The 26,552-nt window shown below is 41.2% G+C and carries 30 protein-coding genes and 2 pseudogenes; 12 read left to right on the forward strand and 20 right to left on the reverse strand.

The window, feature by feature from the left end; genetic code table 11:
- Window positions 1–85: 85 nt before the first annotated feature.
- Window positions 86–709, reverse strand: coding sequence for an adenylate kinase family protein (locus tag CDC33_RS21960; RefSeq protein WP_109010672.1), 624 nt, complete (start codon window positions 707–709; stop codon window positions 86–88).
- A 344-nt stretch (window positions 710–1,053) separates the two neighbouring features.
- Between CDC33_RS21960 and CDC33_RS21965 the strand changes: the two genes are divergently transcribed.
- Window positions 1,054–1,590 (forward strand): P-loop NTPase family protein, encoded by a 537-nt coding sequence (locus tag CDC33_RS21965; RefSeq protein WP_109010673.1) that lies wholly within the window; start codon window positions 1,054–1,056, stop codon window positions 1,588–1,590.
- 86 nt (window positions 1,591–1,676) lie between these two features.
- Window positions 1,677–2,246: a dCTP deaminase gene (gene dcd, locus CDC33_RS21970; protein ID WP_219930106.1), complete on the forward strand. Its 570-nt coding sequence runs from the start codon at window positions 1,677–1,679 to the stop codon at window positions 2,244–2,246.
- A gap of 347 nt (window positions 2,247–2,593) precedes the next feature.
- On the opposite strand, the pseudogene CDC33_RS21975 reads toward dcd, so the two are convergent.
- Window positions 2,594–3,312: pseudogene (locus CDC33_RS21975) on the reverse strand (Rpn family recombination-promoting nuclease/putative transposase); the annotation flags it as partial.
- A gap of 79 nt (window positions 3,313–3,391) precedes the next feature.
- Window positions 3,392–4,114: an FAD-dependent thymidylate synthase gene (thyX, locus tag CDC33_RS21980; protein WP_109010676.1), complete on the reverse strand. Its 723-nt coding sequence runs from the start codon at window positions 4,112–4,114 to the stop codon at window positions 3,392–3,394.
- Window positions 4,115–4,309: 195 nt separating this feature from the next.
- Here thyX and CDC33_RS21985 point away from each other — a divergent pair, with 195 nt between their 5' ends.
- Together CDC33_RS21985 and CDC33_RS21990 are read left to right on the forward strand one after the other, a co-directional pair.
- Window positions 4,310–4,525, forward strand: coding sequence for a CAB/ELIP/HLIP family chlorophyll-binding protein (locus CDC33_RS21985; protein ID WP_109010678.1), 216 nt, complete (start codon window positions 4,310–4,312; stop codon window positions 4,523–4,525).
- Between the two features lie 141 nt (window positions 4,526–4,666).
- Entirely contained in the window at window positions 4,667–5,248 is a 582-nt protein-coding gene (locus CDC33_RS21990; protein WP_109010679.1) for a thioredoxin family protein, read from the forward strand.
- Between the two features lie 108 nt (window positions 5,249–5,356).
- On the opposite strand, the gene CDC33_RS21995 is transcribed toward CDC33_RS21990, so the two are convergent.
- The 5 genes from CDC33_RS21995 to CDC33_RS22015 form a co-directional block, all read right to left on the reverse strand.
- Entirely contained in the window at window positions 5,357–5,869 is a 513-nt protein-coding gene (locus CDC33_RS21995; RefSeq protein ID WP_100898999.1) for a hypothetical protein, read from the reverse strand.
- Between the two features lie 833 nt (window positions 5,870–6,702).
- A complete protein-coding gene (locus CDC33_RS22000; RefSeq protein ID WP_109010681.1) occupies window positions 6,703–7,671 on the reverse strand; it encodes a glutathione S-transferase family protein in 969 nt (322 codons plus the stop codon).
- 193 nt (window positions 7,672–7,864) lie between these two features.
- Window positions 7,865–8,155, reverse strand: coding sequence for an Asp-tRNA(Asn)/Glu-tRNA(Gln) amidotransferase subunit GatC (gene gatC, locus CDC33_RS22005; protein WP_109010682.1), 291 nt, complete (start codon window positions 8,153–8,155; stop codon window positions 7,865–7,867).
- Window positions 8,156–8,238: 83 nt separating this feature from the next.
- Complete coding sequence (locus tag CDC33_RS22010; RefSeq protein ID WP_109010684.1) at window positions 8,239–8,760, reverse strand: photosystem I assembly protein Ycf3; 522 nt, start codon at window positions 8,758–8,760, stop codon at window positions 8,239–8,241.
- 89 nt (window positions 8,761–8,849) lie between these two features.
- A complete protein-coding gene (locus CDC33_RS22015; protein WP_109010685.1) occupies window positions 8,850–9,554 on the reverse strand; it encodes an SOS response-associated peptidase in 705 nt (234 codons plus the stop codon).
- Window positions 9,555–9,750: 196 nt separating this feature from the next.
- Here CDC33_RS22015 and CDC33_RS22020 point away from each other — a divergent pair, with 196 nt between their 5' ends.
- The gene (locus tag CDC33_RS22020) at window positions 9,751–10,362 is read left to right on the forward strand and encodes a glutathione S-transferase family protein (protein ID WP_109010687.1); all 612 of its coding nucleotides are present in this window, start codon (window positions 9,751–9,753) and stop codon (window positions 10,360–10,362) included.
- Window positions 10,363–10,489: 127 nt separating this feature from the next.
- On the opposite strand, the gene CDC33_RS22025 is transcribed toward CDC33_RS22020, so the two are convergent.
- The 5 genes from CDC33_RS22025 to CDC33_RS22045 all read right to left on the reverse strand — a co-directional run bounded on the left by CDC33_RS22025 (window position 10,490) and on the right by CDC33_RS22045 (window position 13,474).
- Window positions 10,490–10,717: a DUF167 domain-containing protein gene (locus CDC33_RS22025; protein ID WP_109010689.1), complete on the reverse strand. Its 228-nt coding sequence runs from the start codon at window positions 10,715–10,717 to the stop codon at window positions 10,490–10,492.
- Window positions 10,695–11,111 (reverse strand): ribosomal maturation YjgA family protein, encoded by a 417-nt coding sequence (locus tag CDC33_RS22030; RefSeq protein ID WP_109010690.1) that lies wholly within the window; start codon window positions 11,109–11,111, stop codon window positions 10,695–10,697. Before CDC33_RS22030 ends, CDC33_RS22025 begins: the two co-directional genes overlap by 23 nt.
- Before the next feature lie 93 nt (window positions 11,112–11,204).
- Window positions 11,205–11,756 carry a DUF2231 domain-containing protein gene (locus tag CDC33_RS22035; protein ID WP_109010692.1) on the reverse strand — a complete coding sequence of 184 codons (552 nt, stop codon included), beginning with the start codon at window positions 11,754–11,756 and terminating at the stop codon, window positions 11,205–11,207.
- A 33-nt stretch (window positions 11,757–11,789) separates the two neighbouring features.
- Entirely contained in the window at window positions 11,790–12,530 is a 741-nt protein-coding gene (locus tag CDC33_RS22040; RefSeq protein WP_109010693.1) for an LmeA family phospholipid-binding protein, read from the reverse strand.
- Between the two features lie 368 nt (window positions 12,531–12,898).
- Complete coding sequence (locus CDC33_RS22045; protein ID WP_109010695.1) at window positions 12,899–13,474, reverse strand: Uma2 family endonuclease; 576 nt, start codon at window positions 13,472–13,474, stop codon at window positions 12,899–12,901.
- 168 nt (window positions 13,475–13,642) lie between these two features.
- Between CDC33_RS22045 and CDC33_RS22050 the strand changes: the two genes are divergently transcribed.
- The 4 genes from CDC33_RS22050 to CDC33_RS22065 all read left to right on the forward strand — a co-directional run bounded on the left by CDC33_RS22050 (window position 13,643) and on the right by CDC33_RS22065 (window position 17,209).
- Window positions 13,643–14,209: an HD domain-containing protein gene (locus tag CDC33_RS22050; RefSeq protein WP_109010696.1), complete on the forward strand. Its 567-nt coding sequence runs from the start codon at window positions 13,643–13,645 to the stop codon at window positions 14,207–14,209.
- A 249-nt stretch (window positions 14,210–14,458) separates the two neighbouring features.
- Window positions 14,459–14,989, forward strand: a complete 531-nt coding sequence (locus CDC33_RS22055; protein ID WP_109010698.1) for a hypothetical protein — start codon at window positions 14,459–14,461, stop codon at window positions 14,987–14,989.
- Window positions 14,990–15,216: 227 nt separating this feature from the next.
- Entirely contained in the window at window positions 15,217–16,053 is an 837-nt protein-coding gene (locus CDC33_RS22060) for a CheR family methyltransferase (RefSeq protein ID WP_109010699.1), read from the forward strand.
- Window positions 16,054–16,429: 376 nt separating this feature from the next.
- A complete protein-coding gene (locus CDC33_RS22065) occupies window positions 16,430–17,209 on the forward strand; it encodes a hypothetical protein (RefSeq protein WP_109010701.1) in 780 nt (259 codons plus the stop codon).
- A gap of 141 nt (window positions 17,210–17,350) precedes the next feature.
- Here the strand turns inward: CDC33_RS22065 and CDC33_RS22070 are convergent, their stop codons facing one another.
- The 5 genes from CDC33_RS22070 to CDC33_RS22090 all read right to left on the reverse strand — a co-directional run bounded on the left by CDC33_RS22070 (window position 17,351) and on the right by CDC33_RS22090 (window position 21,827).
- Entirely contained in the window at window positions 17,351–17,953 is a 603-nt protein-coding gene (locus tag CDC33_RS22070) for a cytochrome c oxidase subunit 3 (RefSeq protein ID WP_109010703.1), read from the reverse strand.
- Between the two features lie 97 nt (window positions 17,954–18,050).
- Complete coding sequence (ctaD, locus tag CDC33_RS22075; protein ID WP_109010704.1) at window positions 18,051–19,712, reverse strand: cytochrome c oxidase subunit I; 1,662 nt, start codon at window positions 19,710–19,712, stop codon at window positions 18,051–18,053.
- Between the two features lie 13 nt (window positions 19,713–19,725).
- Entirely contained in the window at window positions 19,726–20,652 is a 927-nt protein-coding gene (locus tag CDC33_RS22080; protein WP_109012668.1) for a cytochrome c oxidase subunit II, read from the reverse strand.
- Between the two features lie 60 nt (window positions 20,653–20,712).
- Window positions 20,713–21,330 carry a DUF2231 domain-containing protein gene (locus CDC33_RS22085; RefSeq protein WP_109010706.1) on the reverse strand — a complete coding sequence of 206 codons (618 nt, stop codon included), beginning with the start codon at window positions 21,328–21,330 and terminating at the stop codon, window positions 20,713–20,715.
- Entirely contained in the window at window positions 21,327–21,827 is a 501-nt protein-coding gene (locus tag CDC33_RS22090) for a DUF2231 domain-containing protein (protein ID WP_109010708.1), read from the reverse strand. The genes CDC33_RS22085 and CDC33_RS22090 overlap by 4 nt, the downstream gene beginning before the upstream one ends.
- Window positions 21,828–22,558: 731 nt before the next feature.
- Here CDC33_RS22090 and CDC33_RS22095 point away from each other — a divergent pair.
- The gene (locus CDC33_RS22095) at window positions 22,559–23,128 is read left to right on the forward strand and encodes a chemotaxis protein CheB (RefSeq protein WP_109012669.1); all 570 of its coding nucleotides are present in this window, start codon (window positions 22,559–22,561) and stop codon (window positions 23,126–23,128) included.
- Between the two features lie 4 nt (window positions 23,129–23,132).
- Window positions 23,133–25,178, forward strand: coding sequence for a response regulator (locus CDC33_RS22100; RefSeq protein ID WP_109010709.1), 2,046 nt, complete (start codon window positions 23,133–23,135; stop codon window positions 25,176–25,178).
- Between the two features lie 122 nt (window positions 25,179–25,300).
- Here CDC33_RS22100 and CDC33_RS22105 read toward each other — a convergent pair whose 3' ends face one another.
- Both CDC33_RS22105 and tnpA read right to left on the reverse strand, forming a co-directional pair.
- Entirely contained in the window at window positions 25,301–25,672 is a 372-nt protein-coding gene (locus CDC33_RS22105; protein WP_109010710.1) for a DUF2237 family protein, read from the reverse strand.
- A 123-nt stretch (window positions 25,673–25,795) separates the two neighbouring features.
- Window positions 25,796–26,203, reverse strand: a pseudogene (gene tnpA / locus CDC33_RS22110) (IS200/IS605 family transposase).
- Between the two features lie 24 nt (window positions 26,204–26,227).
- On the opposite strand from tnpA, the gene CDC33_RS22115 reads away from it, so the two are divergent.
- On the forward strand, window positions 26,228–26,461 hold the full coding sequence (locus CDC33_RS22115; protein ID WP_244919312.1) for a helix-turn-helix domain-containing protein: 234 nt from the start codon (window positions 26,228–26,230) through the stop codon (window positions 26,459–26,461).
- Window positions 26,462–26,552 lie beyond the last annotated feature (91 nt).

Here is a 26,552-nt window from a genome sequence, read left to right on the forward strand (position 1 = left end):
GGGCATTGGGCATTGGGCATTGGTTATTAATTCTTCTCCCTGACTCCCTCATCTCCCTGACTCCCTCATCTCCCCCTGCCCCCTTCTAAGGAACTGAAAGCAGAGTCAAAATATTTTGCTCCACCATATCTGGTGACTGGTCGCCGTTGATGGTCAACAAGCAGCGACGACGGTCGTAATATTCAAGTATTGGAATGGTGCGATCGTAAAATAATTCTACACGGCGTTGTACGATTTCTGGTTGGTCATCTGGTAGCGATCGCCCCAAGGAACGGCTAACCATAACAGCTTCTGGGACTTGGAGATAAATCGCCCAATCTAGTTTTTGCTCTAAATTATCCAATAAAAAATCTAATTCTTCAGCTTGGAAAGCAGTACGAGGATAGCCTTCCAACACCCAATCACAGTTAATATCTGGTTGTCTGAGGCGAATTCGGATCAATTCAACGATCATTTCATCTGGAACCAATTCCCCTTTTTGCATGTAGGGCAGGGCGTGGTACCCTAGTTCACTCAGGCTAGCGTAAACCGAAAGAGAAGTCCGGGGGTCAGTTTCCGACCATTGCAACTCCGGGAGCAGGCTATCGCCAGATATCGCTTCCCGTAAAATCTCACCTGTGGAAATCATCGGAATATCAAAATATCTGCAAAGCCTTTGTGCTTGAGTACTTTTACCCGATCCTGAACCTCCCAGAATCACCAATCTCACAACAATTTACTCCTCATCCTGTCAAATTCACTACTTGCTAAGTCTGTTTTGCCTAAACAACCGATAAATCTAATATTTAGGGCTTTTCAGACGTTCTACCCAGATTTTTTAAATAATTGGAACTTTAACTCTAATGTTTTCATTTTTACAATTACTTTCAGAGAAAAGACGAGAATTTAAATCCACAGAAATCTTGACTTCAGCACAAATCTAGTGTTTGACTAAGAATGCAATTTGCCAAATTCACCACAACTGTGAAAAACAGATAGATTATATAGGCAGATTTGTAATCAGTACCGCCAGCACAAATCTTTAATTTATTGTAATTTTTTGAACTTTATCCTATGGTTGCCCAGCTAGAAACTCCAAGTATAAATTCACCCCTTACCTTACCATATCCAGTGGAAGGACTAGTGCAAGTTTTCACTAGCTCCCATCGCAACTTTTTTACGAGCGTTATGGCCCAAGCACTGAGGATAGCTGGACAAGGAACGCCAGTATTAATAGTGCAGTTTCTCAAAGGGGGTATTCGTCAAGGACAGGATCGACCCATACAACTAGGACAAAATTTAGATTGGATTCGCTGTGATTTGCCTCGTTGTATTGATACACCACATTTAGACGATTCGGAAAATCAAGCCTTACAAAACCTGTGGCAGTATACACAGCAGGTAGTATGTAAGAGTAAGTATTCTCTCGTTGTCTTAGATGAGTTAAGTTTAGCGATTAACTTTGGTTTAATTCCTGAAACGGAAGTTTTAGCGTTTTTGGCAAAACGCCCTCCCCACGTCGATATCATTCTCACAGGCCCAGAGATGCCAAAATCTCTTCTCGATGTAGCAGATCAAATTACAGAAATCCGCCGGAGTTATCGACCTTAAATAAAATGCTCAATTCAGGATATCCTAGTAATTCGGTTTGAATTAGCTGTGAAGTTGTGATTAAAAACGATATCTGGATTACTGAAATGGCTCAAAAGGGTTTGATTTCGCCCTTTGAGCCAAGTTTAATCCGAAAAGTACAAAAAGATGAGTCTGTGGCGGTTCAACCTGTAATTAGCTACGGTTTGTCTTCTTATGGCTATGATATACGCCTTTCTCCGGCTGAGTTCCGCATTTTTCGCCACATTCCTGGAACTGTAGTTGATCCCAAAAACTTTAATCCCCAGAATCTGGAGCCAACAGCACTGCATACGGATGCTAATGGCAGTTACTTTATTTTACCTGCTCATTCCTATGGACTTGGGGTTGCTCTAGAAAAACTGGAGGTTCCTGAAAACATTACTGTAATTTGTATTGGAAAATCTACGTATGCACGTTGTGGCATAATAGCAAATCTAACGCCTGCTGAGGCTGCATGGCGAGGTCATCTTACCTTAGAGTTTTCCAATTCTTCCAGCGCTGACTGTCGCATTTACGCAAATGAAGGTGTAGTGCAATTGCTATTTTTAGAAGGTGAACCATGCGCTATCAGTTACGAAGCTCGTCAAGGTAAATATCAGGATCAACTAGAGATTGTAACCTTGCCTCGTATTTAGACTGAATGATATCTAAAAAAAGTTTACACAAGAATAGAACTTAAATCTATTTTGGCAAGTCCGAGTTGGTTCGCAATTTGGACGTACTCATCAACTAAATCGTAGATATCAATAGTAAGAAGATCGTTTGATACATAGTTTATTTCAGAAAAAGTAAAGCTTTTCTTAATCAAAGTTTTGGGAGGTAAACCAGGAAATGAGAAAAAAAGACTTAGGTTGTAAAAATATCCGTCTAAAGAGTCAGAAAGAGAACCGAGAAAGGAATAAATGCTCATACCTCCAGTACCACCTTCAAACTGATAATTATTAATTCCTAGCTGATTACACCTCTTTAATAGATCAATAATTTCACGTCCTTCCTCTTTAATTTCTCGATAAACTCGCGTTTCCTTAAGCGTGATTCCTAACATAGACTCTACCTCCGCTTGAGTTAATTGTTCAAATCTGTACACCATGATCGTCGTTATTAATTCAATTATGGCGCGATTCGATGGCGATCGCATTTCTTGAGTGGTTCTTGTTAACAAATACCTTGCTTCTTCTGGTGCTTGTTCTTCATCCACTGTAGTTAATACCATCAGCGCCACCCATATAGGTAATTGACGAATATCCCCTAATTCATCTAAATACACCCGATGTACTTGTCCGCCGTTCAGCAATGAGCGATGAGGATGAATATCACCCTTCGGGTTCAGCAGTTACTCCACTTGGGGAGACCCCAAGACCGTACTGCTTCACTTTGTTCGATACTGCGTGACGGGTAAATTATCACTGCTTGCCAGTCGCTAAATCTGGCACGGTTGCGGTAAAAATATAACGAAGATTCAGCCCATACTCTTTCATAAAGTTGTTCATCTTTCTGGAACTGTACCTCGCAAAAATATACAACTCCAGCACCATCACTTTCAGGTGGCAGAAATACTCCGTCAATTTCAAATTTTGGTTCTTTGACGGCGACTGAATCAAAACGATAACTATCTGCATTATTTGGAGGATTTGCCACTAGTTCAAACAGCAAAGTGGGAGACTGCTGAAACAGTTTGTAAAATATTGAATCTCGACGCATGAAATAATTTTACAAATTTTTTATGAGAATAATTCAGAACTAGGAGTCGAATTCAGTATGAATTTGCCTCAAAATATGATTATGGTGCTAATCTTGCTTTACCTAGACGCTGCTTTTCATACCATTGTGCGATCGCAGGTACCCACTCTTCAAAATGGGGCCACATCATTTCACACAACTTTTGAATTTCAAGTTGAGCATCTTTCTTATTTCTCAGGTCACAAAAATGCAAGAAAGACCTTAAATTGAAACTAACTACAAAATGCTGGCGATAATCAAAAGGTACTTTACCTCTTGCGTGTTCTTCAGACATTCCACCCTCAAAATCAGCTTTATATCGTTTAGCTGCTTCTAGACACCACTGCAAATCTGCTGCTCGTTGCTCTGGTGAATAATGGTATTTTTTGCCTTGTCTATCAGTGTAATAACCAACGGGACGTAGATAAAAAACATCTTCTATGTCTTTCTTACCTTCTACTACTTCAATAAACTGGTTGCCTGTGTACCTAAAAGACTGAACATCAAATGATACTCCTACCCGATGAGTACGAGCCTGCTGCATCACACTGTGAGGAAAGTAGCCACAGTTAAAAACAATCTGGGGATGCTCTAGAGGCCCATAGTGTCCTCTCTCACCCGCTAATAGTCGCTTAACAATAACTTCGCCGCTTTGTGACTCCGAGGGCCAAGAATCGCGCTCATCATACACGAACCCATCGGTATAGTCTTGGTGCATCGCGGCATAAATCACCTGCTGCGGGTTTGGTGTTTTGGCAATAACCTCTACTCGAAATCGATGCATTAGCTTATGGGGAATGGATTGGTAACTGAGATTGCTTACGCAGAAGGAGCGGAGCCTGTTTGTTATACATAGCTTTGAACTCGATCCATGATCATATCTCTGGCTGGGACTTCTACTTGAGCAGATTAAGATACTTTACAAAAATTAATAAGTTTGTTACAGTTATTTACATAAAGAGAAGACAGGGAAAAATCCATGCGTACAAACACTGCTATAATTGATGACCAAGGCAAACTGAACAACTTTGCGATCGAGCCGAAAGTTTATATAGATGAGCAAGGCGATCGCACTGGTTTCACTCCCTATGCAGAAATGCTCAACGGTCGTTTAGCAATGATTGGTTTTGTCTCTCTAATAGCATTAGAAGTATTCACAGGACATGGCATCATTGGGGTTTTGGGAAGTCTATAAAAACTAATTTCTATAACTTAATTCTCAAGAAATATAAGAGACGGTAAATTTACCGTCTCTTAATTTATGGAAAACTTAGTGCTAGAGTAAAAATATACTGATAGCAAAAGCCGCTATCAGCGTAAAAATATTGGGTGAACTATGGCTTTAACTGCTTCAACTATGTTGCCATTAGGCACAAAAGCACCAGATTTTAATCTACCGGAAGTGGTATCTGGAAAGGCAACTTCACTTTCCACCTTCGCAGATAAAAAAGCGTTGTTGGTAATGTTTATTTGTCGGCATTGCCCATTTGTAAAGCACATTCAACAAGAACTAGTGCAGTTAGGAAAAGATTATTTTACAAGTGATTTAGCGATCGTTGCCATCAGTGCTAACGATGCACAAAATTACCCAGATGACGCGCCAGAATCGTTACAAGCATTTGCAACAGAACAAGGGTTTAATTTTACCTTATGCTACGACGAGAGTCAGGAAACAGCAAAGGCTTACACAGCAGCTTGCACACCTGATTTTTTTGTATTTGATGACCAACGGCAACTTGTTTATCGGGGACAATTAGATGATAGTCGCCCCAGTAATGGTAAACCCGTAACAGGCGCAGATTTACGCGCAGCCATTGAAGCAGTGCTGGCGGATAAACCTGTTACAAGCGACCAAAAGCCGAGTGTTGGTTGCAATATTAAATGGAAACCTGGAAACCAACCCAGTTATTTTGGTTAAAAGGGATTTGGAATTGGGCATTGGGCATGGGGCATGGGGCATGGGGCATGGGGCATTGAGTATTGGTAAAACTTTTCCCTACTCCCTACTCCCTACTCCCCATAAGTATCAATGTTTAATTTCCAAATTCAGTATGTAGCATCCTAATTGAACTTTTTCTGCCCACAATTCATATTCCAGACGCAAATGTTCTGGTAAAGGATGTCCGTTGAGAATTAGGCTACTAGTAAAATTTCGTAAACGAATAGGATTGTTAGGTTGCAACGACTCAGTTGGCAACCAATAGCGACTAATGCCATAAACGCCCCGTTCCCAAAAGTGACGGTAACTCACTTGAGCGTTACCTTGCATAGTCATGATGACTCGGTAAGGGGAAATCTCCAGCCACAAAATTCTAGGACTATTAGGGGCGTAAGCTTTGCTCTTACTTTGAGGAAGTGTATCCTCTGGACTTACGACACTCTCTACTTCACAGCTAATTAAAGGCGGTGCGGTCAGCAGCAAATGGAATCTATCAGTATCTTTTTGATACAATGTCGCGGCAGTTTCCACAACAGACCAGATTGGTAGGTCAGTGGAAATAAGTGATAAGCACACGGGCTTGCGGTGATGGGTCAGCATGGGAGCGATAAGGGTTAAAAGCTATTGAACAAAGTTAAATAGAACACTAGGCAGTCTGATAGACCAGGGTAAGAACTAAATAGTAAAACAGGCTTAATATTAATGAATCCGCCGATTTGTTAAGCTACACAGATACCAATAGAAACAGGTAGAATGTCAGCTTAGACAGCAAAAACGGTACTTTCTTTCTTTAGAGAGAGCTAATTCGTAAGTAAAGCTTGTAAATATTCTAAGACTATAGCTTCAAAACAGTGGGAGTCTTTTTAGATGTTAAGAAACCTTCTTGAGGGAGACTTGCCGTAGATTTGAGTAAGTTTCATACAGCAAAAAGCAATAAGATACTAGGCAGAAAGTCACTAACAGCGATTTTGTTTGTCGCTGCTGAACTTCAGGTGTATTTAACAGCCAGTGTATCCTAATGTCACCTTCTGTTATAACCGTAGAAACTCACGAAGACCTATCTCACAAGTTAAATTATTTAATGGCCCCCTTTTAGCTGCCTTTACGGGGTCACATCCGGGTGGTTAGGGATTTATTACCATCGTCTAATGTTGGGCACTCTAACCAAAACTTTGTAACTTCTTTTAAAAGAAGAACTCCGCAGCACTGCTAGTTGTTTTCAAGCTCGACAAAAGGACTTTTCAAATATCCTCTAACCTTTATCGAATTACTGTCATTTTGAGTATTTGTACTCTATGATGTAGATTTCGCAAAAATTAACGCTTTAAAATTTTTTACTCCAGATGAATGGCACTAAGTTCTTGGTTACATGTAATACTCATGAAGTGATGACGCGACAAGCGAACAAAATAGTTAATGGTCAGCAGTATTAATCAAGCAAATATTTTATCCCGGTTATGGGGTGCATCAAAATCAATCAGTGGCCCTTTTGGAACGATGCGAGTTGGGTTAACTTGGGGATGGCTTCTGTAATAATGCCGTTTGATGTGGTCAAGATTGCAAGTTTCTTTAACTCCCGGCAGTTGGTAAAGTTCTTTGAGATAATTCCACAGATTTGGATAATCTACAATTCTGCGTAAGTTGCATTTGAAATGCACATAATAAACTACATCGAAACGAAACAGAGTAGTGAACATACACCAGTCCGCTTCAGTAATTTGATTTCCGCAAAGATAGCGTTGATTTCCCAATACTTTTTCCCAGTAGTCGAGAGCCGTGAATAATTCTGTTACTGCTTCATCATAAGCCGACTGAGTGGTAGCAAATCCCGCCCGATAGACACCGTTATTTATTGGTTGATAAATTGTATCAATCGTCTCGTCAATTACTTTTTGTAAATGTTCTGGATAAAAGTTGATATTTTGTTTAGCGAAAGCATTGAATTCTGTATCAAACATCCGAATGATTTCGCGGGATTCATTATTGACAATTGTCCCATTTTGGATATCCCATAAAACTGGAACTGTCACCCGACCGCTATAGTTAGGGTCAGCTTTTAGATAAAGTTGCCAAAGATATTGAGTCCCGTTAACTATATCGGGAATGCACCCCGGTTCATCTCCAAATTCCCAGCTATTTTGATCGATTTCTGCGCCAACGACTGATAACCCAATGACATCTTGGAGTCCTTTCAATTGGCGGATAATGGCGGTGCGACACGCCCAAGGGCAAGCCCAAGAAATATACAGATGATAGCGCCCTGCTTCAGCTTTCAAGCCACTAGAAGCATCAGCTGTAATGTGGTTGCGGAAAGTAGTTGATGGACGGATAAATTTACCTTCTGAGTCTTCTTGATCCCTTTGAGATATCCATTGGCCATCCTTAAGAATTCCCAAACCCATAATTATCTCCTTAGTTATTAGTCCACAGTCAAACAATTTTAAATTTTGGATTTTGGATTTTGGATTGTTTCGCCCAGCCAACGGCTTGCTCAAGGCATCCCAAAGGGCAGGGCATGAACCGAAATAATTTTTAATTATTTAATCTAAAATCGGCACGGCCAAGAATCTAAGACTTTTGACTTTTGGCTTTTGACTATTCAGCGTTGAGGATTTTTGGTACTTTGAAAAATTCACCTTCTTGTTCAGGCGCACTGTTGAGGATGCTTTCTCGGTCAGGATAGGGTTGCAATTTATCCTCTCGTGTGATGTTGCTGACATCGATTGCCCGCGTTGTTGGAGGCACATTACTAACATCAAGTTCATCCAACTGTTGAATATAATCCAGAATACTTCCTAACTGAGTAGTGAATTGTTCTTCTTCTTCGGGAGTTAATTCTAAACGGGCAAGATTAGCTACTTTATGAACTTGTTCTTGGTCAATCATAAATTGTCATTTGTCATTGGTCATTGGTCATTGGTCATTGGTCATTAGTTCTTAGCAAATGACAAAGAACTAATGACTAATGACTAAAAGAATACGTCAATTTGCGATCGCCCGGTGGTTTTCAACCAGTTTTGAGCTTCGATGTAGTTATTGGGAGCCATGCGAATAGCTCGAATCCAATAGTCTGCGGCTTGATCAAACAGTGCTTCGCCAGCCTCGTTATCTCCAGCTTCTTTCTCTTTTTCGCCTTGGTAGTGATAAATCACAGCGATGTTGTTCAAAGCTTGGGGCATCCGTGGGTTTAACTCAACTGCCTGGTGGTACAGTTCTAAAGCTTTGTTATGATCACCGTTACTGGCATAGATTAGCCCCATATTGTAGAGAATATAGCCGCGATCGCTGGTATCTTCCTCTAATGTTAGAGCTTCTTCATAATATTCCAATGCTTCAGCATATTCGCCTTCTGCTTGGGCTGACATGCCATCTCGATAATAAACAAACGCTTCTTTAGCTTTTTTGTTGGTTGGCAGGATCTTCAGGATAATATCTGCCATAACTGTAAAGGATTTGTCAACAAAATTATCGTTCTTTTGTGTTCTTGGCATACTACTCTCTGGGGATTGGAGATTGGGGATTGGGACTGGGTATTAGGTATTGGAAATATTCTTCGGCTAATCCCCAGTCCACTCAATAGCTAATTTAACTGATTTGTGGGGGCATTCTTCTCACTGAGTGGAATGATGCACTCTGGACTATTATGGCGAGAGTTGTTTACCAAGGTGCTAACGGGATACGCAGTCATTGCTGGCGCTGGATAGGGACGCAATAGCTGCTGTAGAGTTTGGGGCGTTTGCACTTGGGAATCTAGCCATAAATCGTAATCTTCTGGCTCTAGAATTACTGGCATCCGCTCGTGGATAGGTTGGAGTAATTCGTTAGCTGCGGTTGTCAAAATTGTACAAGAGATTATTTCTTCGTTAGCAGGCGATCGCCATTTCTCCCACAAACCTGCAAAGGCGAAGGGTTGCCCATCTTGAAGGCGAAAATAAAATGGCTGCTTTTTACCTTGTTGCCGTTGCCACTCATAAAAGCCATCAGCTATCACTAAACAACGTCGATGCTTAAAAGCCGAACGAAAAGATGGTTTTTCGGCAACAGTTTCAGCCCTAGCGTTAATCAGCTTTGCCCCTATCCCTGCATCTTTTGCCCATGACGGAATTAATCCCCAATACAATTGCTTAAATTCCCGCTTTTCGCTTTCGGGATTTTGTAACACTGTTGCCACCATTTGCGTCGGTGCGATGTTATATCCGGCTGCTAAATCCAGAACTGGCTCGACGACATGGAAAACTTGAGCTAAAGCTTCTGCTGACTGATTTAAAGTAAATCTTCCACACATAGTTTTATTCTCGACCACTGACTAAATTAAATATCTCAATCTAGAAATGAATAATGTTTTTTATTTTTTCAGATAATTTTCTTTATTACTTCTAAGCGAAATCTTCAAAAAAATCATCCGGTTTTGGGAAAATATTTTGGTAAGATATTGTATTTTGAACCTCTAATTCTCAACATATTCTTAACTGCATTTTAGCATGGAACTACTGCGTCTGTACGATTTTTTACCTTCTGGCAATGGTTATAAGATACGTCTTTTATTGACACAACTAGGTATGCCTTTTGAGAGGGTAGAGCTTAATATTTTGAAAGGCGAGACTAGAACACCAGAATTTTTAAGTAAAAATCCCAATGGAAAGATACCTATTATTGAAATTGAGCCAGGGAAATACTTGGCAGAATCAAATGCCATATTGGTATATTTAAGTGAAGGTACAGAATTTTTACCTTATGATCGCTTTTTACGAGCGCAGGTGCTGCAATGGTTATTTTTTGAACAGTATAGCCATGAACCTTTTATTGCTACATCAAGATTTTGGATTTCTATTTTAGGTAAAGCTGAAAAATATAGTGAAGCTATAAAGCAAAAACGTGAACCAGGTTATGCAGCACTTAGCCTGATGGAAAAACACTTAAGTTCTCACACTTTTTTAGTGGCAGAGCGTTACACAATTGCTGATATCGCCTTGTTCGCGTACACTCATATAGCTGATGAAGGTGGGTTCGATTTAACACACTTTCCTGCTATCCAAGATTGGATAGAAAGAGTCAAAGCTCAACCAAGGTATATCAGTATTACCCAAGCATAAAAACTCGATTTTGCTTTTTTTGTGTCTCTCGTTTCTTGGCTTTGCTAGAGGATATATTGGGTAGGACATTGCCTCACAATCAACAGGAGGTAGAGTCTTCCAATAAGAAGGTATTACTAAGCAGCAACTAGTAGTCTGTATCAATTTCTATCAGTTTTTGCCGAGAGGACAAACCTGATTTTATTCTGATATCAGATTTGGCTACATCAAATTTCTTTGCTAATAGTTTAATTAACTCTTCATTAGCCTTACCATCGACTGGGGGCGATTTTAAATACACAGTCAAACTGCCATCAGGTTGTTCTTCGATTTTTTGTTGTTTTGAATTAGGTTTAACCTTGACTTTTTTTTGCATAACCTATTTTCTGTAATTGTCGCAGCCACAACCAACCTAATACAGAACCCAATACATAATGAGGAAAATCCCACCAAACAAAGGTAGTACCAAGTAACAACTTACCTATCAAAGTGGCGCGAATCTCTTCTAATAGCGGCGGATGCCAAAGTTGCAAGAATTCTAGTATACAGGTGATGACAAAAACCCATATAGGAATTTGGATTATCGCTGCCCGACTTCTGAAAAACCAAAATGCAAACAGACACCAAAATATTTCGTAAAATATAGCTGCTCCGTAGTCATTAAACCACTGATGGGCAGGGCCAGTGTAGTACTTAAACAAAAAGCCCATCGGTACAACGATGAGCAGAGAAAGAATAATAAATATTGTTTGGTTACGATGTTGGAGCATTTTCTCAAGGCTAAAGACTAACGAAAATTTTAGCCTCTGCATTGCTCTTTCTTAATAATTCGTAATTTTGGATTTTAATTACGAATTATTTCGTTATGGATATCTTCTGCTACCAGCGCCTACTACACCAATTTTGTGGCGATAGGAGAGTTCAGCACCAAACCAGCCGGAAGCGCTAGTCAGTGTACCAACAACGAGGGAGATTAATAGTCCCCAAGGTAATATTCGGGACTCAGCATCGTCCAAACGCAGGAGAAAGTTGACGAGTGATAAAACCAGGATAGAAACGTTAAGTATCAAATGCACCCAACCGGCGGTGCGCTTGCGAACTCGTTCAATTTTCAAAAAGTCGCTCAGACCGGTGGCTGCTGCGATTAAGCCTAAACCTAATCCAAGTCCGATTAACCAGAATGAAGCCCTAGCCCAAAAGAAATCACGAGTTAACCAATAGCCAACATCACTTCCCAAGGCGGCGGCTAAAAAAGCGATGGGAAAGATCACAGTCAAAGGATGTAGAGGATGTCCTGCGATCGCAACTGTGCTTGGTACGCCGCTATCAACATACTCACTGTCGTTACTTTCAATAACTGGTGGAATATTTGGAAAAGGTGTTGAACCTGTTTGCGTTGTGTCTGTAGTTTCCATTTTAGTATCCTGAATTTATTAACGTCCTATTATTTAAGCTGAAGGAATTTTTTCAACATAAGCTTCAGCTTGTAGGGTTAGTTTGCCTACTTCTACTTTTAGTTGGTTAACTTGCAGACTCATTCCATCTAAATCGAAGTTACTCAAATTTAGAATTTCGCTAGTTTGATCTATCAAAGCTTTTGTCAACTCTGGCGATATTTCCTCACTTTCGTCATACTCGACATTTTCCAAAGCAACAGTTTTTCCATTGCCACTGATCTTGGGAACTGCGGAAAAAGCAACTTGCTGATTTTCACCAGTTTCTACTAATTTCATGCTGGCATTTAGTGCTACTTTACCATCACCAGGTAGTCGAAAGTCTACATTTTGAGGTTCGATAGTCCTGAGTTGCCCGTTAACATGGATTTTTTGGCTTTGCAGTTGCGATCGCACATATTCTGAATTAAAGGCCCGATTAATATCAGCTTCGGTTAACACAACCTGTGCCTTAGCTTCAGTAGGTTTAGTGAGTTCAATTTTGCCAAAAGCCACACTCAGAGGATTGATGGCGACATTAGTCATTTGCATTTCCAATTCCTCCATACGGAGGTCTTTCTGCATAACCAAACCTTCACCTTCAATCGTGACTGAATCCACCTCTCCCTGAACTAGTTTTAGAGGGTCTGTTTGGATGTCTATATCTAAATCTTCTACTTCATCTAATTGGCTAGATAATCCAATTTCTGCCGCTTTATTCAGCGCCTGCTCTCCTAATCCAGGACTGTCTGGCATTATTAAATTTACTCCTATAAATAGCATATCCTTTAGTTAATCTAAGGAAATTGCTATCTAAATCTTATCTATCTGGCGATGGAATATAGATTTAAATATTGTCTATCTAAAAGTAGAATTACATAATTTTATCTAATAAAAACTTTTGTTTTTCTACTCAGGATTTTTCAGGGGCATGATGTAGAGTAGCTATGTCAGAAAATATCGCTCAAAAGAAAGATGGTATCTTGAGAATTTAATCGTTATGCTACTTTTTTTAACTAATGCTGCACCAAAAGCTGTTTAAGGATAAAGATTGTAGTCTAGTTTTAAACAAATTTTTGGGTTGCCGCATCCTTGTATCTAATTGCTATAGAATATGGTCAATTTTATAATAATTTTCTTAATGACAAGGTAAAACCAGGCACAACATCTTCACTGCTTAAAACTGCCGTAGCTGGATATTGAGTAATTGAACCATCCCGGCGATAAACTAAAGCTTGCTGATTTTTACTATCAATTAACCATCCTAATTGAACACCATTACTAATATATTCTTCCATCTTGGCTTTAAGTTTTGCCAAGCTATCGTTTTTAGAACGAATTTCAATTACAAAGTCGGGTGCTAAATTAATAAATTTGTCTTCTTCTTCGTCCCAACCTTCTGGCAAACGTCCTTTAGCTATAAAAGCAGCATCAGGCGATCTGACAGCAGTATTTGCTAATCTAAAACCTGTACTTGAACTAAATACTTCACCTAAATCCTGACTTTCTACCCAATTCAATAAATAGGCTCCCGCTTTTATTTCTCGATTACCAGAAATTCCACCAGTTGGGGGCATAGTTTCTAACGTTCCATTAGCATTGCGTTCAAACCGCAGTTCTGGGTTTTGCGAACTTATCAGCATTAATTCTTTATCAGTGACAGTATACAAAGACTGCACCGTTATTTTTTCGCTGGTCATGATGATGCCATAGCAAGCTTGATAGATATTTCAATTTTAGGTTGAGATTCAATTACTTCTGTACCCCTTTCCCACCTTACGTTCTCTGCGGCTGGAGCAGTTTGTTATAAAATTGACATTAACATCAGTGCAATATCTGACTATAAGCTATTTTAATCCTTCAAAATAATGCTCTCAGAACGCTTTACCACAGCTCTTACCTACGCCACCCAACTACATGCCAAGCAAGTTCGTAAAGGTTCAGGTGTTCCCTACGTTGCCCATTTATTAGGTGTCGCTAGTATTGCTTTAGAATATGGGGCAAATGAAGATGAGGCGATCGCAGCTCTTTTACACGATGCGATCGAAGATCAAGGTGGCGTTGCGACACGAGAAGAAATTCGCCGTCGCTTTGGTGATAATGTAACAGCAATTGTAGATGGTTGTACTGACGCTGATACAACTCCAAAACCGCCTTGGCTACAGCGCAAGGAGGCATATATTGCTCACATTCGTACTGCTTCCCCATCAGTACTGCTTGTGTCATTAGCAGATAAACTTTACAACGCCCAATCTATTCTCAAAGATTATCGTGTTTTGGGCGAATCACTTTGGGAACGTTTTCACGGAGGTAAAGAAGGAACTCTTTGGTATTATCGGGCGCTTGTGGATGCCTTCAGAAAGACTGGAACCACTATAATCATTGACGAATTAGAACGAGTTGTTGCACAAATTGAGGTATTAACATCTAAATAAAAGATAAAGATATTTTTTCTCAAACAGATACTCCCATTGAATCAGCAGATTCTACTTTGTAGTTCTAGTTTGATTATTCCAGAAGTGAATAAAAGTTTCATAGAAACTAGACAAATAGCCTTTTTACAGACACGATATAATCATGTGTCTCACGAAAAAGTTTTGGCTTTTAGGTTCTTTCTCTAGATAAAAAATCTTTCTCTCGGTAGACAGGTGTACTTACATTATTATGACTGCTACGTTACTAACATGACAATAGTAAGACGAAACGCCCTAAATACAACCGTAAGTCCTTCAGTAAGTTCTCCAGAAACCTTAACAGAAAAAGTTATTGAAGCAGAGCGTATGCACGATGTTCTGCTTTTACTGCAAAACTTGATTAACAGTGAAGAAGCCACTGTTAAACTAATTCTGGATTGTCTGTATGATGTTGGCTCAGTCAATCTGATCAACCAAAAGCTTCGTGTGAAGCCCGTAAACAGGGTAATGAAATTAATTGCGCGAATGTCCAAACCAGTTTTTAGAACTTTGGCTTTAAATTGGTTTAAGAAAAACTGTCCTCAACTGATTACTAATTGGCTACATACGCAGGTAACTTTTGAAAGTACCAAAAAGAAAGCCCCAGAAGTAGCTGTTGAAGTTGCAGAACTTCAACCATATCCCATACCACAGAGAGAAAATCTGAGCCAAGAGATTAGAAATCTACGCTATCAAGTAAGATGGCTAGTTGGGATTTCAATAATAGCGATCGCTGCTTTAGGAGTAACAGCCATTAAGTGAAACTGAACCCCATAAGTAGCATCGTTATTAAATTTAATAGACTCAGCAAGCTATTTTCGGACTAAGATTCACTTTGGTTATAAAAATCCTACCACTTAAAATGTGAATAATTTTTCTCAATCAGGTGTTTTGGGATTAATTTGGCTAATTTTAAGCAGCTTAACTCGTTGTATTGCCAGCACATATAAATAACTAAAACTGGCTCAACATATATGCTAATTCGTACTATGACTTTGCCCAAGCCTACCTTGGAGGATATAGAAATACATCTACTTTTGGAAGGTGTGTATCAATATTATGGTTATGACTTTCGTAATTATGCTCTTTCCTCACTCAAGCGCCGCATTCAGAGCTTCATGGAATTAGAGGGGTTAGCAAATGTTTCTGCATTGCAAGAACGGTTACTCCACAACCGTGTCTATTTGGAACGATTTTTGCTTGCTCTGACAGTGAATGTCACATCAATGTTTCGTGATCCCAGCTTTTATCACGCCTTCAGAAATCAAGTTATCCCCTTCTTGCAAACCTATCCATTTATTCGCATCTGGCACGCTGGATGCTCGACTGGTGAAGAAGTCTACTCAATGGCGATTTTACTACAAGAAGAAGGGCTTTACCACCGTTGCCGCATATATGCAACTGATACTAATGAAAAGGTATTACAAAATGCCAAAAGTGGGATTTTTTCTCTGAAACTGATGCAAGAATATACTCAACTTTACCTGAAAGCAGGCGGTAAGAAGTCTTTCTCTGAATATTATACAGCAGCTTATGATAACGCTATATTTCGAGCATCTCTAAGAGAAAATGTTGTTTTCGCCCAACATAATTTAGCAACTGATAGCTCTTTTAATGAGTTTAATGTTATCCTTTGTCGTAACGTCCTGATATATTTCAATCAGGTACTTCAAAAGCGGGTACACGAACTTTTTTATAATAGCCTTGGCACTTTCGGCATTTTAGGTTTAGGAAGACAAGAATCTATCAGGTTCACCCCTTATGAACAGTACTATGAAGAGATAGTCAAAGGGGAAAAACTATACAAGAAAATCGCTGGTGGTTAAAATCTAGACCGTTTGAACCATTAGATGAACGTGATTTAAGGTGAGTTCCACAAACCTTTGCCTGACTTAAACTAAAGTTCAAGTCTGCCCTTCTCCGAGTCTGAGAGAGACAGGTTTTGCACAGCAACAGCAGGGAGAGGTCTTTGTAACCTGTCGAACTCACGTTGATTTAGGTGAATTTAACCGTAAAAGTAGAGAGAATATAACTAAAAGTGTATTCTAATTAGCACTAAGTATTTACCAGAAAAAATATTATAAACAAAGCTACGGTCGCTGTCAAAAGACAGTCTGTCAAACATTTTTAATTGTATTCAGAAGATAGACTTAGACAGGGATTAAGGTAAATTATACATTAAAGTCTTAAAGGAGATTGTCGATGCAGCTTCTCGAATGTCCTCCTGTTGCAATCATTGCTGGAGAAAATGCGGTTCAAGTTTCTCAACTACCTTCTATATGGCAAGACATTGCTAGAGGAACCACGAGTGTCGGACTTTCTCATCCCCAAAGCTATGTTGAGATGGCGCAGTTGTTCCTATACAAATTACAGCATGGTGACGTTGACTTATTTAGCGATCGCCCCCAACTAGCTCACTTGATCCCGTCATTTTCCCAACTATTTGCACAACTAGCATGGGAAACCCTAGAATTTTTTGGGCAAGACTTTCTCAAACACAGCTATCCGAACTTTACAAAAATTCTCCGTGATGTGGAGTCAAAGGGGACAGAGTATGCTGATGAAGTAAAAGTGGCTCGCATTGGCATAGATTTATTCAACGAGTTTGGTTATGAATTACCTGCCAGCTTCTATCATGTGCATTTAGCACCAATTTACCGGGATCATGTTTTTGAAGAACGCGCCTTAAGATTTGATCAGCGTGATATCGAACACAAACGTGCTTGGGATGCCATACTCCATGCAGGTAAGGTGTTTGCGATTCAGATGAAGGTGCAAAGCATTGCTTCTAAATATGGTTTTACTTATCAACACGGCTGTGGTTGTAACTCTCACCTATCTTCCATTGATGTATCTAGTGGCGCGTTTGAATATGAATTGAGTCCCGAAAAACGCCAGCGATGGATTCGCAGTTTCTTATGGACTGCTTGGTATGAGTATGCCTTATTTGCGATCGTGCCCAACACGATTTATTTAATCTAATACCAATTTGAAAAAAGAATTCGACAAGACCATTTGTAGAGACGCGATTCATCGCGTCTTTATCCCGCTTTATCCAAGGATGTGTTGCAATCATTAATTGAATTGAATAAGCAGAGGGAGTAATTTCTCCCTCATTCTCATTTACTGCCAAACGTAGATGAGGATAAACAAAATAATCCAAATAACATCGACGAAGTGCCAGAACAACGAAGTCGCGTTCACGCCGAAGTGACCTGTGTCGTAGTTGCCAGGGATGAAAGAACGTACCAAAATAATCGACTGCAACAGAATACCAGTGAAAACGTGCAAACCGTGGAAACCTGTTAGCAGGTAAAACGTCCCACCAAATACCCCTGAAGTGAAGCCAAAATCGAGGCCGTTCCATTCAATCGCTTGCCCAACCAAAAAGTAAGTTCCCATCGCCATTGTTGTCAAGAGAAATAGGCGAAATTTCACTAAGTCATGGCGTTGAAGGGCGCGTTCTGCTAAGTAAATTACAAAGCTACTGGCGACAAGAATTACTGTGTTGATTGTCGGTTCTTTTACTTCTAGCCCGGAAACACCAGCTGGTAGCCAGTTAGGGGTTGTTGTTTTGTAGATGGCATATCCGGCGAAAAAACTTAAGAAAATGACGCTTTCTGAGAGGAGGAAGACAATGAAGCCAAACATCTTGTTGCCTTCTTCGTCGTGGGTATGTTCTGCGGCTGTGTGGTGCAATTCGTGGGAATTGATATAACTGTCCATTTTGCTTTTAGCTGAGGTTGAGTTTGAAACGCAGAGGAACGCGGAGGGAAGCGCAGAGGGACGCAGAGGGTTTTTGCGTCTTCCCGATAGTTTGTGTTTATTCTGGGAGGTTGGCTGTTAAGGGTTCTGATTTGCCGTAGCCGTAGGGTTCGGAGACGATGATGGGAATTTCTTCAAAGTTTTCTACTGGGGGGGGTGAAGAAACTAACCACTCTAGTCCGATTGCTCTCCAAGGGTTAGCAGGTGCTTTCTCGCCCTGCATCCAAGAAATCACCATGTTGAAAATGAAGGGCAAGGTGGACATTCCTAAGAGGAATCCGCCGAGGCTAGCGATGATATTCCAGTATTGATACTCTGGGGCGTAGGAAGCGACTCGGCGTAGCATTCCTTGCAATCCTAATGGGTGCATGGGTAAAAAGTTAAGGTTAGTGCCAATGAAGGCTAACCAGAAGTGAATTTTACCCCAGCTTTCAGAGTACATCCGCCCAGTCATTTTGGGGAACCAGTGGTAGATGGCAGCAAATAAGCCCATCGTCACAGTGCCGTAGAGAACGTAGTGAAAGTGTCCCACTACAAAGTAAGTATTGTTAACGTGGACATCAACTGGCACAGAGGAAAGCATAATGCCTGTGATGCCGGCGAAGACAAACATGACTAATCCACCCAGAGCAAACAGCATGGGGGTATTTAGTCGCAGTTTACCGCCCCAAATAGTTGCTACCCAGGCAAATACTTTAATTCCCGTGGGTACAGACACACACATTGTCGTCAGCATGAAAATCAACCGCATCCAGCCTGATGTACCACTGACATACATGTGGTGTACCCAAACAATGCCGCTTACACCTGCAATCAAGATGGATGAAATAGCAACTACTTTGTAACCAAATAAGGGTTTACGTGAATAAACTGGAAAGATTTCTGAGAAAATCGCAAAGACAGGCAAAATAATCACGTAAACGGCGGGGTGGGAGTAGAACCAGAAGTAATGCTGGAACATAACTGGATTCCCACCCTTGGCTGGGTCAAAAAAGCTCGTGCCAACTGTGAGGTCGAGTAGCAGCATCACCGCACCAGCTGTTAATGCAGGTAGTCCGAATAGTTGGATAATCTGGGCGCTAAACACCCCCCAGACAAACAAGGGCATCCGAAAGAAGCCCATTCCTGGGGCCCGCATCTTCACGATTGTGGTGACAAAGTTGACTGCCCCCATAATTGAGGATACGCCGGATATTGCCACCGCTAAGAGCCAGAGAACTTGACCATTAATCAAGTTACCTGTGGGATTCTGAAGACTGACTGGCGGGTAAGACCACCAACCGGCTTGGGCTGGCCCACCAGGGACAAAGAAGCTACCCATCATGATAATTCCGACTATCGGCACCATCCAAAAGGCGACGGCGTTAAGGCGGGGAAATGCCATATCTCGCGCCCCAATCATCAGGGGTACTAAATAGTTGGCAAAACCAACGAGTGAGGGAAATGTCCACAAAAACAGCATTATAGTGCCGTGCATGGTGAACATGCCGTTATAGACGGTGCGATCTACTAAATCTGATTCGGGTGTCATCAGTTCTCCCCGCATCACCATCGCAAAGATACCGCCGACGAGAAAGAAGAAGAATGAGGTAACGAGATACTGGATACCAATTACCTTGTGGTCGGTACTAAAGCTGAAGTATTCTTTCCAGTTACTTGCAGATTCGTGGTTATGCTTCTCATCAGGGAGAAGAATACCTTCAATAGGAACATTAGTCATGGTTACTTTCCTTTCAACCAGGTGAATTTACTAGAGGAGGTGCAGCAGGTGGAACTGTAACCCAACCAGTTTGGACTGATTGATTGGATGTTTGAGCATACTCAGAAGCTGCCTGATTATTTGCTACCGATGGCTTTTGGATTGCAGCTTCTGCTAGCCACTGTTGATAATCTTCAGGAGATTCGACAACCACATTCGCCTGCATCGTCGCAAAGTATGTACCGCTATATTGAGAATCGGTCAATCGGTATTTGCCGGCGCGGATGGGAGTAAATTCAAAGTCGATCGCATGGTTGGGAATAATATCCTGCTTGAGGCGAAATGCAGGTATATAGAAGCCGTGGAGAACGTCTTGTGATTTCAGTGCTAAACGTATCCGGCGATCGCTAGGTAAATGCAATTCGGTACTGGTAATATCTTTTTCAGGATAATGGAAAACCCACGCCCATTGTTTAGCGAGTACATCGATTTTTTCTACAGGTTCCGCTAAAGCGTTAGCTGGTACATCTCTTGGTTCTGCATGAGCCGATTGCATTGCTAGCGGATTATGCAGGTGAACTAATTCCGATGGGCCTTGAATCCCCATTTGTTCGTAAACTTGGTAGCTGTAACCCGCAATCCAAAACACCAAAAGAATTGGAATTGCTGTCCACACAACTTCTAAGGTGATATTGCCATGAATCGGGGGGCCGTCGGTGAAGTCATCTTTGATTGCCCGATGGAAGATCACAGAATACATTAAAGTACTTGTTACTCCCAAGAAGATGAAGGAACCAAGGGTTACTAAGAAGCTAATCAAATCATCAATTAGTAGGGATTCGGCTGCTGCTTGGGGAGGAAGCCAAAAGTAAGCCTGCTTCCCGATCCAGAGACTCGTAACAGTCACTGCGATCGCGCCTGTAAGCAGCGTCAAAATATTTAAAATCTTCTGGATTTTCATGGTCATTGGTTATTGGGCATTGGGCATGGGGCATTGGGCATTAGTCAAAGGACAAAGGACTTATTTGAGAGTTGTGTTGAGGTCTTGGTGCGATCGCAGCAAATTATCTGCTGTATTGTGTACGCCAAACTCGGCAGCCATTTGCGCCCCTAGTGTCCCGTGGACGTACAGAATGAACATGATTGCTATGCCTGCCAACAGATAGATCCATTGCACTTCTCTATCTGTCTGTTTATATTCTTGTTTGGCCCAAACGAAGCGCTGCCATCCTCTCCAGATGGTCAGGACAACAATCAGCGCTAATAAGAACACACCACCTACACCATGCCAAAGCATAGTTTCCATTGCCTGTAATCCCCAGGCACTTTTCATATCCGCTGGTGGTGTTGCCAACAGCATTTCATAAAAGCCTGCTGCCACTGTGAAAAATGTGATGATGCTGGCAGCTAGCATGTTGTACCAGCCAACATTAAATAAGTTGTCACGTTCCACAGTAATGGCTAAAAACTTGAAGACCCATTTTTCAAAGGGGAACAGAACACCGACAATATCAAAGGTCATTCCAATGATGAACAAACCTATTGTCAGATGGACTAAATTGGGATGAATGGGAATTGTGTAAGGTAATCCGTTTGCGCCTAAAGAGCCGCTCAATTGATCGATTAATTCTGAGTTCATCGCAACAGACCATCCTTTACTGCTTCCACAACTGGCACTGTATGCAATCCATACACCCAAACAAGTTCATCTCCGAGATATACTTGCAAGCCAACTATCAAAGTTAAAACTAGTCCGGCTCCCAAATAATAAATTGATATTTTTTGCGGGTTGCGGGCACGAATTACATAGCGCCAAGCTGTAATCGCCGTGATGATTCCCGAAAGGGACCAACCAATCAACGTATGCAGGTTCAGCACCGATTTAGCTAGGCTGTAAGGCTGTGCTAAACCCGCTTCAAATTGACCAAAAATAATCGCCACGAAGATGGCGATCGTGGCAACTAACATATTCCACCAACTCACCTCAAAAAGACTGGATTTACCAGTAAAATAGCCAACTACATCGCAGAAAAAGGAAAACAACACCATCGCAATTACGAAGTGGACAACGATGGGATGAATCGTATCTGGATAGGGTAAATTGTGGTCGTTCAATGATGTAAAATACTCAAGCATTGGATTCTCCTGGACATATCTACCGCACTATGGTCAATCAATTTTGGATTGCCGATAGCGTACCGTTAGCGAGTTATCGAGCGTCTTTTGGATTTTAGATTTATTCCGTCCCTGACGAGATATAAACCAGAAGACCTTAATCCAAAATTGCTAGTTAAACTTCAATGATTGATAGATACCCGCTAACATCACTACAAGTATCTATCTATAATTGACCGGAATCTGTTCAATATGTGCGCGGCGCAATACGCTTAATCATGTCTTAGCTTTTGGTAGACAAATTTAGTAAACTTGCCTTTAGAGAATGATTTTTGTTGCGATTAATTTCCTCATACCAATAGTCTGCAACAGCAATTTTTGATGTAGCTAAACCAAATCGCTGTCGTTTGTTGATTTGCTTAACCTATCCTTTAGCTTAAGTAAATTTTTATGAATTGTCAAAACAATAATAATTAAACTTTTAAAAGTTAGTTATTTAGCAAAAATATATTTCTATAATGTATCGATTCTGGCATTAACTAAAATTCAAAAAAAGCAGAAAAATAATATTTTTTATGTAAAGTATTTCACAATAATAAAATTTCTAATTGTAATGTAAATGACAAAAATATATAATTTTGATTAGTGGGTATAAAAGCAAGTCAAGGTAAGTTAGTAGCTGTGGTGGTGGAGAATGCTAAAAGGGTTTGATGAGCCATCAAGTCACACTAACAGGTGTGGGGACAAAACAAGTGGCATTTGAAATTGTGGTCATTGGTACTTCTTTGGGTGGATTATCAGCCTTAAAAATTCTCCTGGGTAATTTACCAGCAGACTTCCAAGTGCCGATCGCGATCGTGCAACACCGTCACAAGGAGTCTAACAACACACTCCAAGAGTTATTACAAGAATATACTTCGTTACCAATTCGAGAAGTGGAAGACAAAGACGAAATACTACCGGGACATATTTACATAGCTCCAGCAGATTATCACTTATTGGTTGAACCAGGTCACTTTGCCCTCTCGACTGATGAGCCTGTTTCTTATGCCAGACCATCTATCGATGTGCTATTTGAGTCAGCAGCCGATGTCTACGGTCAGCAAGTTATTGGTGTAATATTGACAGGAGCAAACCAAGATGGTATGCAAGGTCTTAAGAAAATAAAAGCGCGGGGAGGGCTTACTATCGTACAAGAACCTGCCACAGCTGAGAGCGATGTTATGCCAGAAGCAGCAATTTCTGCTGTTGCAGTAGACTGGATTTTAACACTTTCAAACATTGCTTCCCAAATGGTCAAGCTTTGTCAATTACGGAAATAAACCCATGCAGATGGAACCCAAAGTAAACATCCTCCTAGTGGATGATAAACTAGAAAATTTGCTAGCACTAGAAGCAATCCTGGAAAAACTGGGAGAGAATTTGGTGAGAGCTACTTCTGGAGAAGAAGCTTTGAGGTGTCTGCTACATCAAGATTTTGCAGTGATTTTGCTAGATGTGCAAATGCCAGGGATGGATGGCTTTGAAACTGCAACCTTGATTCGCAATCGGGGGCGATCGCGTCACACTCCAATTATCTTTCTCACCGCCTTTAGCACCAGCGACCAAATGCTGTTTAAAGGTTATGCCTTGGGTGCAGTTGATTATTTGCTCAAACCATTAGACCCCAATATTTTGACTTCTAAAGTCACAGTATTCGTAGAACTATTTAAGAAAACAGAAGCCGTCAAGCAACAAGCAGCGCAGCTAGTAGCTGTGAATGCGGAACTCAGGCAAAGTGAAGAACGATTGCGATCGCTGAGTACTTGTTCACCTGTTGGCATTTTTGAAATTGATACTGAAGGAGGATGTAGATATACCAATCCTCGCTATCAAATAATTTGTGGCTTGAGAGCGGCAGAGAGTTTAGAAAAAAAATGGCTAGAATCTGTTCATCCAGAAGATAGAGAACGAGCAGTTGCCACTTGGTCTAACTACATTTGTGAGGGTCGTGACTACTCTGAAGAATTTCGCTTTCAAACTGCTCATGGTATCGTCCGTTGGGTTCAAGTTCGCTCATCACCCATGCTTTCCGGTCAAGGAGAATTGCTGGGATATGTAGGCACTCTCGAAGATATTACTGAACGCAAACAAGCAGAAGAAGTCCGCGCTCAAGTGATTCGAGAACAGACAGCAAGAGCCGAAGCAGAAGCAGCAAATCGGATGAAAGATGAGTTTCTCGCCGTTCTTTCTCATGAACTCCGCACACCGCTAACCTCAATGCTGGGCTGGTCAAAAATCCTCCGCTCTAAGAAACTTGACGAAAAAGCCACTTCCCGCGCCCTTGAAGCAATTGAACGCAACGCCATATCTCAGATGCAACTAATTGAGGATATCTTAGATGTATCCCGGATTATCCGTGGTCAGTTGCGGTTAAATGTATCTGCGGTGAATCTGCTCACGGTAACGGAGGCAGCTTTAGAGGCAGTGCGTCCTCTAGCAGAACCAAAAGAGATTAAATTAAATACTGTTTTGGATGCTTCAGTCGGGTCAGTTTATGGCGATCCAGCCCGGTTACAGCAAGTTGTTTGGAACCTATTAACTAATGCCATTAAGTTTACCCCTAAGGGTGGCAGGGTAGATGTGAATTTGTCAGTAGTCTATTGTCAAGAACAAGAAACAACTCACAAATACGCCCAAATTCAAGTTATCGATACAGGAATTGGTATCAGTTCCGAGTTTTTACCCAAAGTATTTGAGCGTTTCCGGCAAGCAGATAGCACTACAACGCGATCGCACAATGGATTAGGGCTAGGATTAGCGATCGTCCGTCATCTAGTAGAACTGCACAAAGGTAAAATCTTTGCCGAAAGTCCAGGCACAGGAGAAGGAGCAACCTTTACTGTGAGATTACCACTCCTACAAGACAATAGGACTAGCAGGGTCAGTAGAGAAGCCACAGGAGAAATTTCTTCCCCTGTGGCATCAAGGCCTCTTACTGGATTAAAAGTTTTAGTTGTAGATGATGAAACAGATACTCGTAACTTTCTCAGTTTTATGTTTGAGGAATATGGGGCGTTTGCCACTGCGGTAGCATCAGTTGATGAAGCGTTAGCAGTAATTGAACAAGCAAAACCAGATATCCTAATTAGCGACATCGGCATGTCACAGCAAGATGGTTATACGCTGATTCGCAAACTACGCTCTTTGGAACCAGAAAAAGGTGGACGTATCCCAGCGATCGCTTTAACAGCATATACGCGCGAGGAAGACCGTCTAGAAGCGATTTCAGCAGGGTTTCAGCAACATTTATCTAAGCCAATAGACCCCACTAAATTGATTGCTATGGTTGCCGATATATTAAAGCTACCTGTGGAAGTTCCAGTGGGTTGATTTTGAACTGGGGAGTGGGGGAGATGAGGGAGCAGGGGGAGCAGGGGAAGAATAACTATTAATTATTGACCAATGCCCCATGCCCCATGCCCCATGCCCCATGCCCAATGCCCAATTTCAAATCAAGACGAAGTTAAAGCATGTTTTTTCAATTCGTCTAGGGAAACCATTTCCAAAGCTCTAGCATGGGTTGCAGAGAGGATGACGGGTGGAGCAACGCCAGCATCGAGAGCTTCTTGCCAGCGAGAAGCACACAAACACCAGCGATCGCCAGGCTTGAGTCCAGGGAAATTAGAACCAGGAACAGGTGTGCTTAGATCGTTCCCGTGGGATTTGGTGAACTCCAGGAATTCTGATGTCACTTGGGCACATACGACGTGCGAACCGAAATCCTGACCACCTGTGCGGCAAAAACCGTCGCGGTAAAACCCAGTCATGGGAGAAGTGCAACAGGCTTCTAGGTTTCCACCGATTACGTTTTTAGCTTCTGTCATTGTTAATTCGTTGTACTTGATTTTTTGGCTTCCATCTAGACCTCCGCAAGGGTACTCCCGCCACAGTCGCAGACTTGGCGGTGACGGGGAATTGCGGGATGATTGGAGGGGTTCAATGCCCCTTCAATCATCAGGACTGCTTTGCTTCTCAACATAAGATTTGAGTTGCTCAAGGGTAACACCTCTACACGAAGCAACGAAGTATGCACCTGTCCAAAATACTGGCTTGTTATAAAACTGGTTAACGTGTTCATTAAACTCCTTGCGAATTAAACGACTAGAAACGGTTTTGAGGTTGTTTACGAGCTTACTTACTTCCACATCCGGCGGATAACTGATAACCAAGTGAACATGGTCTGATTCTGCGTTGTACTCTGTTACTTTGCTTCTCCACTTGGCGCAAGTACTTTCAAATATTTCTTGTAGTCGTTTCAACATTGCTTGATTGATAACCTTTCTTCGGTACTTTGTGACAAGCACTAAATGAATATTGAGGCTATAAACTGCTCTGTGTCATATATTGTAAGTCATGCCACCAAATGGTATTATGAGTATATGTTACTCACTTACCAGTACAAACTCAATCCCAATTCTCAACAGGTTGTCGCACTTGAAACCTGGGGCGAGTTGCTGCGTCGTCATTGGAACTACGCACTAGGCGAAAGATTGGATTGGCTAAGGCGTACAAGGTCACAAATTGACCGATGCAGTTTAGTCTGTGAGCCAATTGGTGAGATACCAGATAAAAATCGCTATCCCTTATTAATTTGGAAAAGCAGTAAATTTTAGAATCACTACTCATACCAAATTATCAACTTTACAGCTATTCAGAATGGTGCAATATCTCAGTAGAAAATCCAATAAAAACCCCTGGTAGTTA

The sequence above is a fragment of the Nostoc commune NIES-4072 genome (genome assembly GCF_003113895.1).
GTDB lineage: Bacteria > Cyanobacteriota > Cyanobacteriia > Cyanobacteriales > Nostocaceae > Nostoc > Nostoc commune.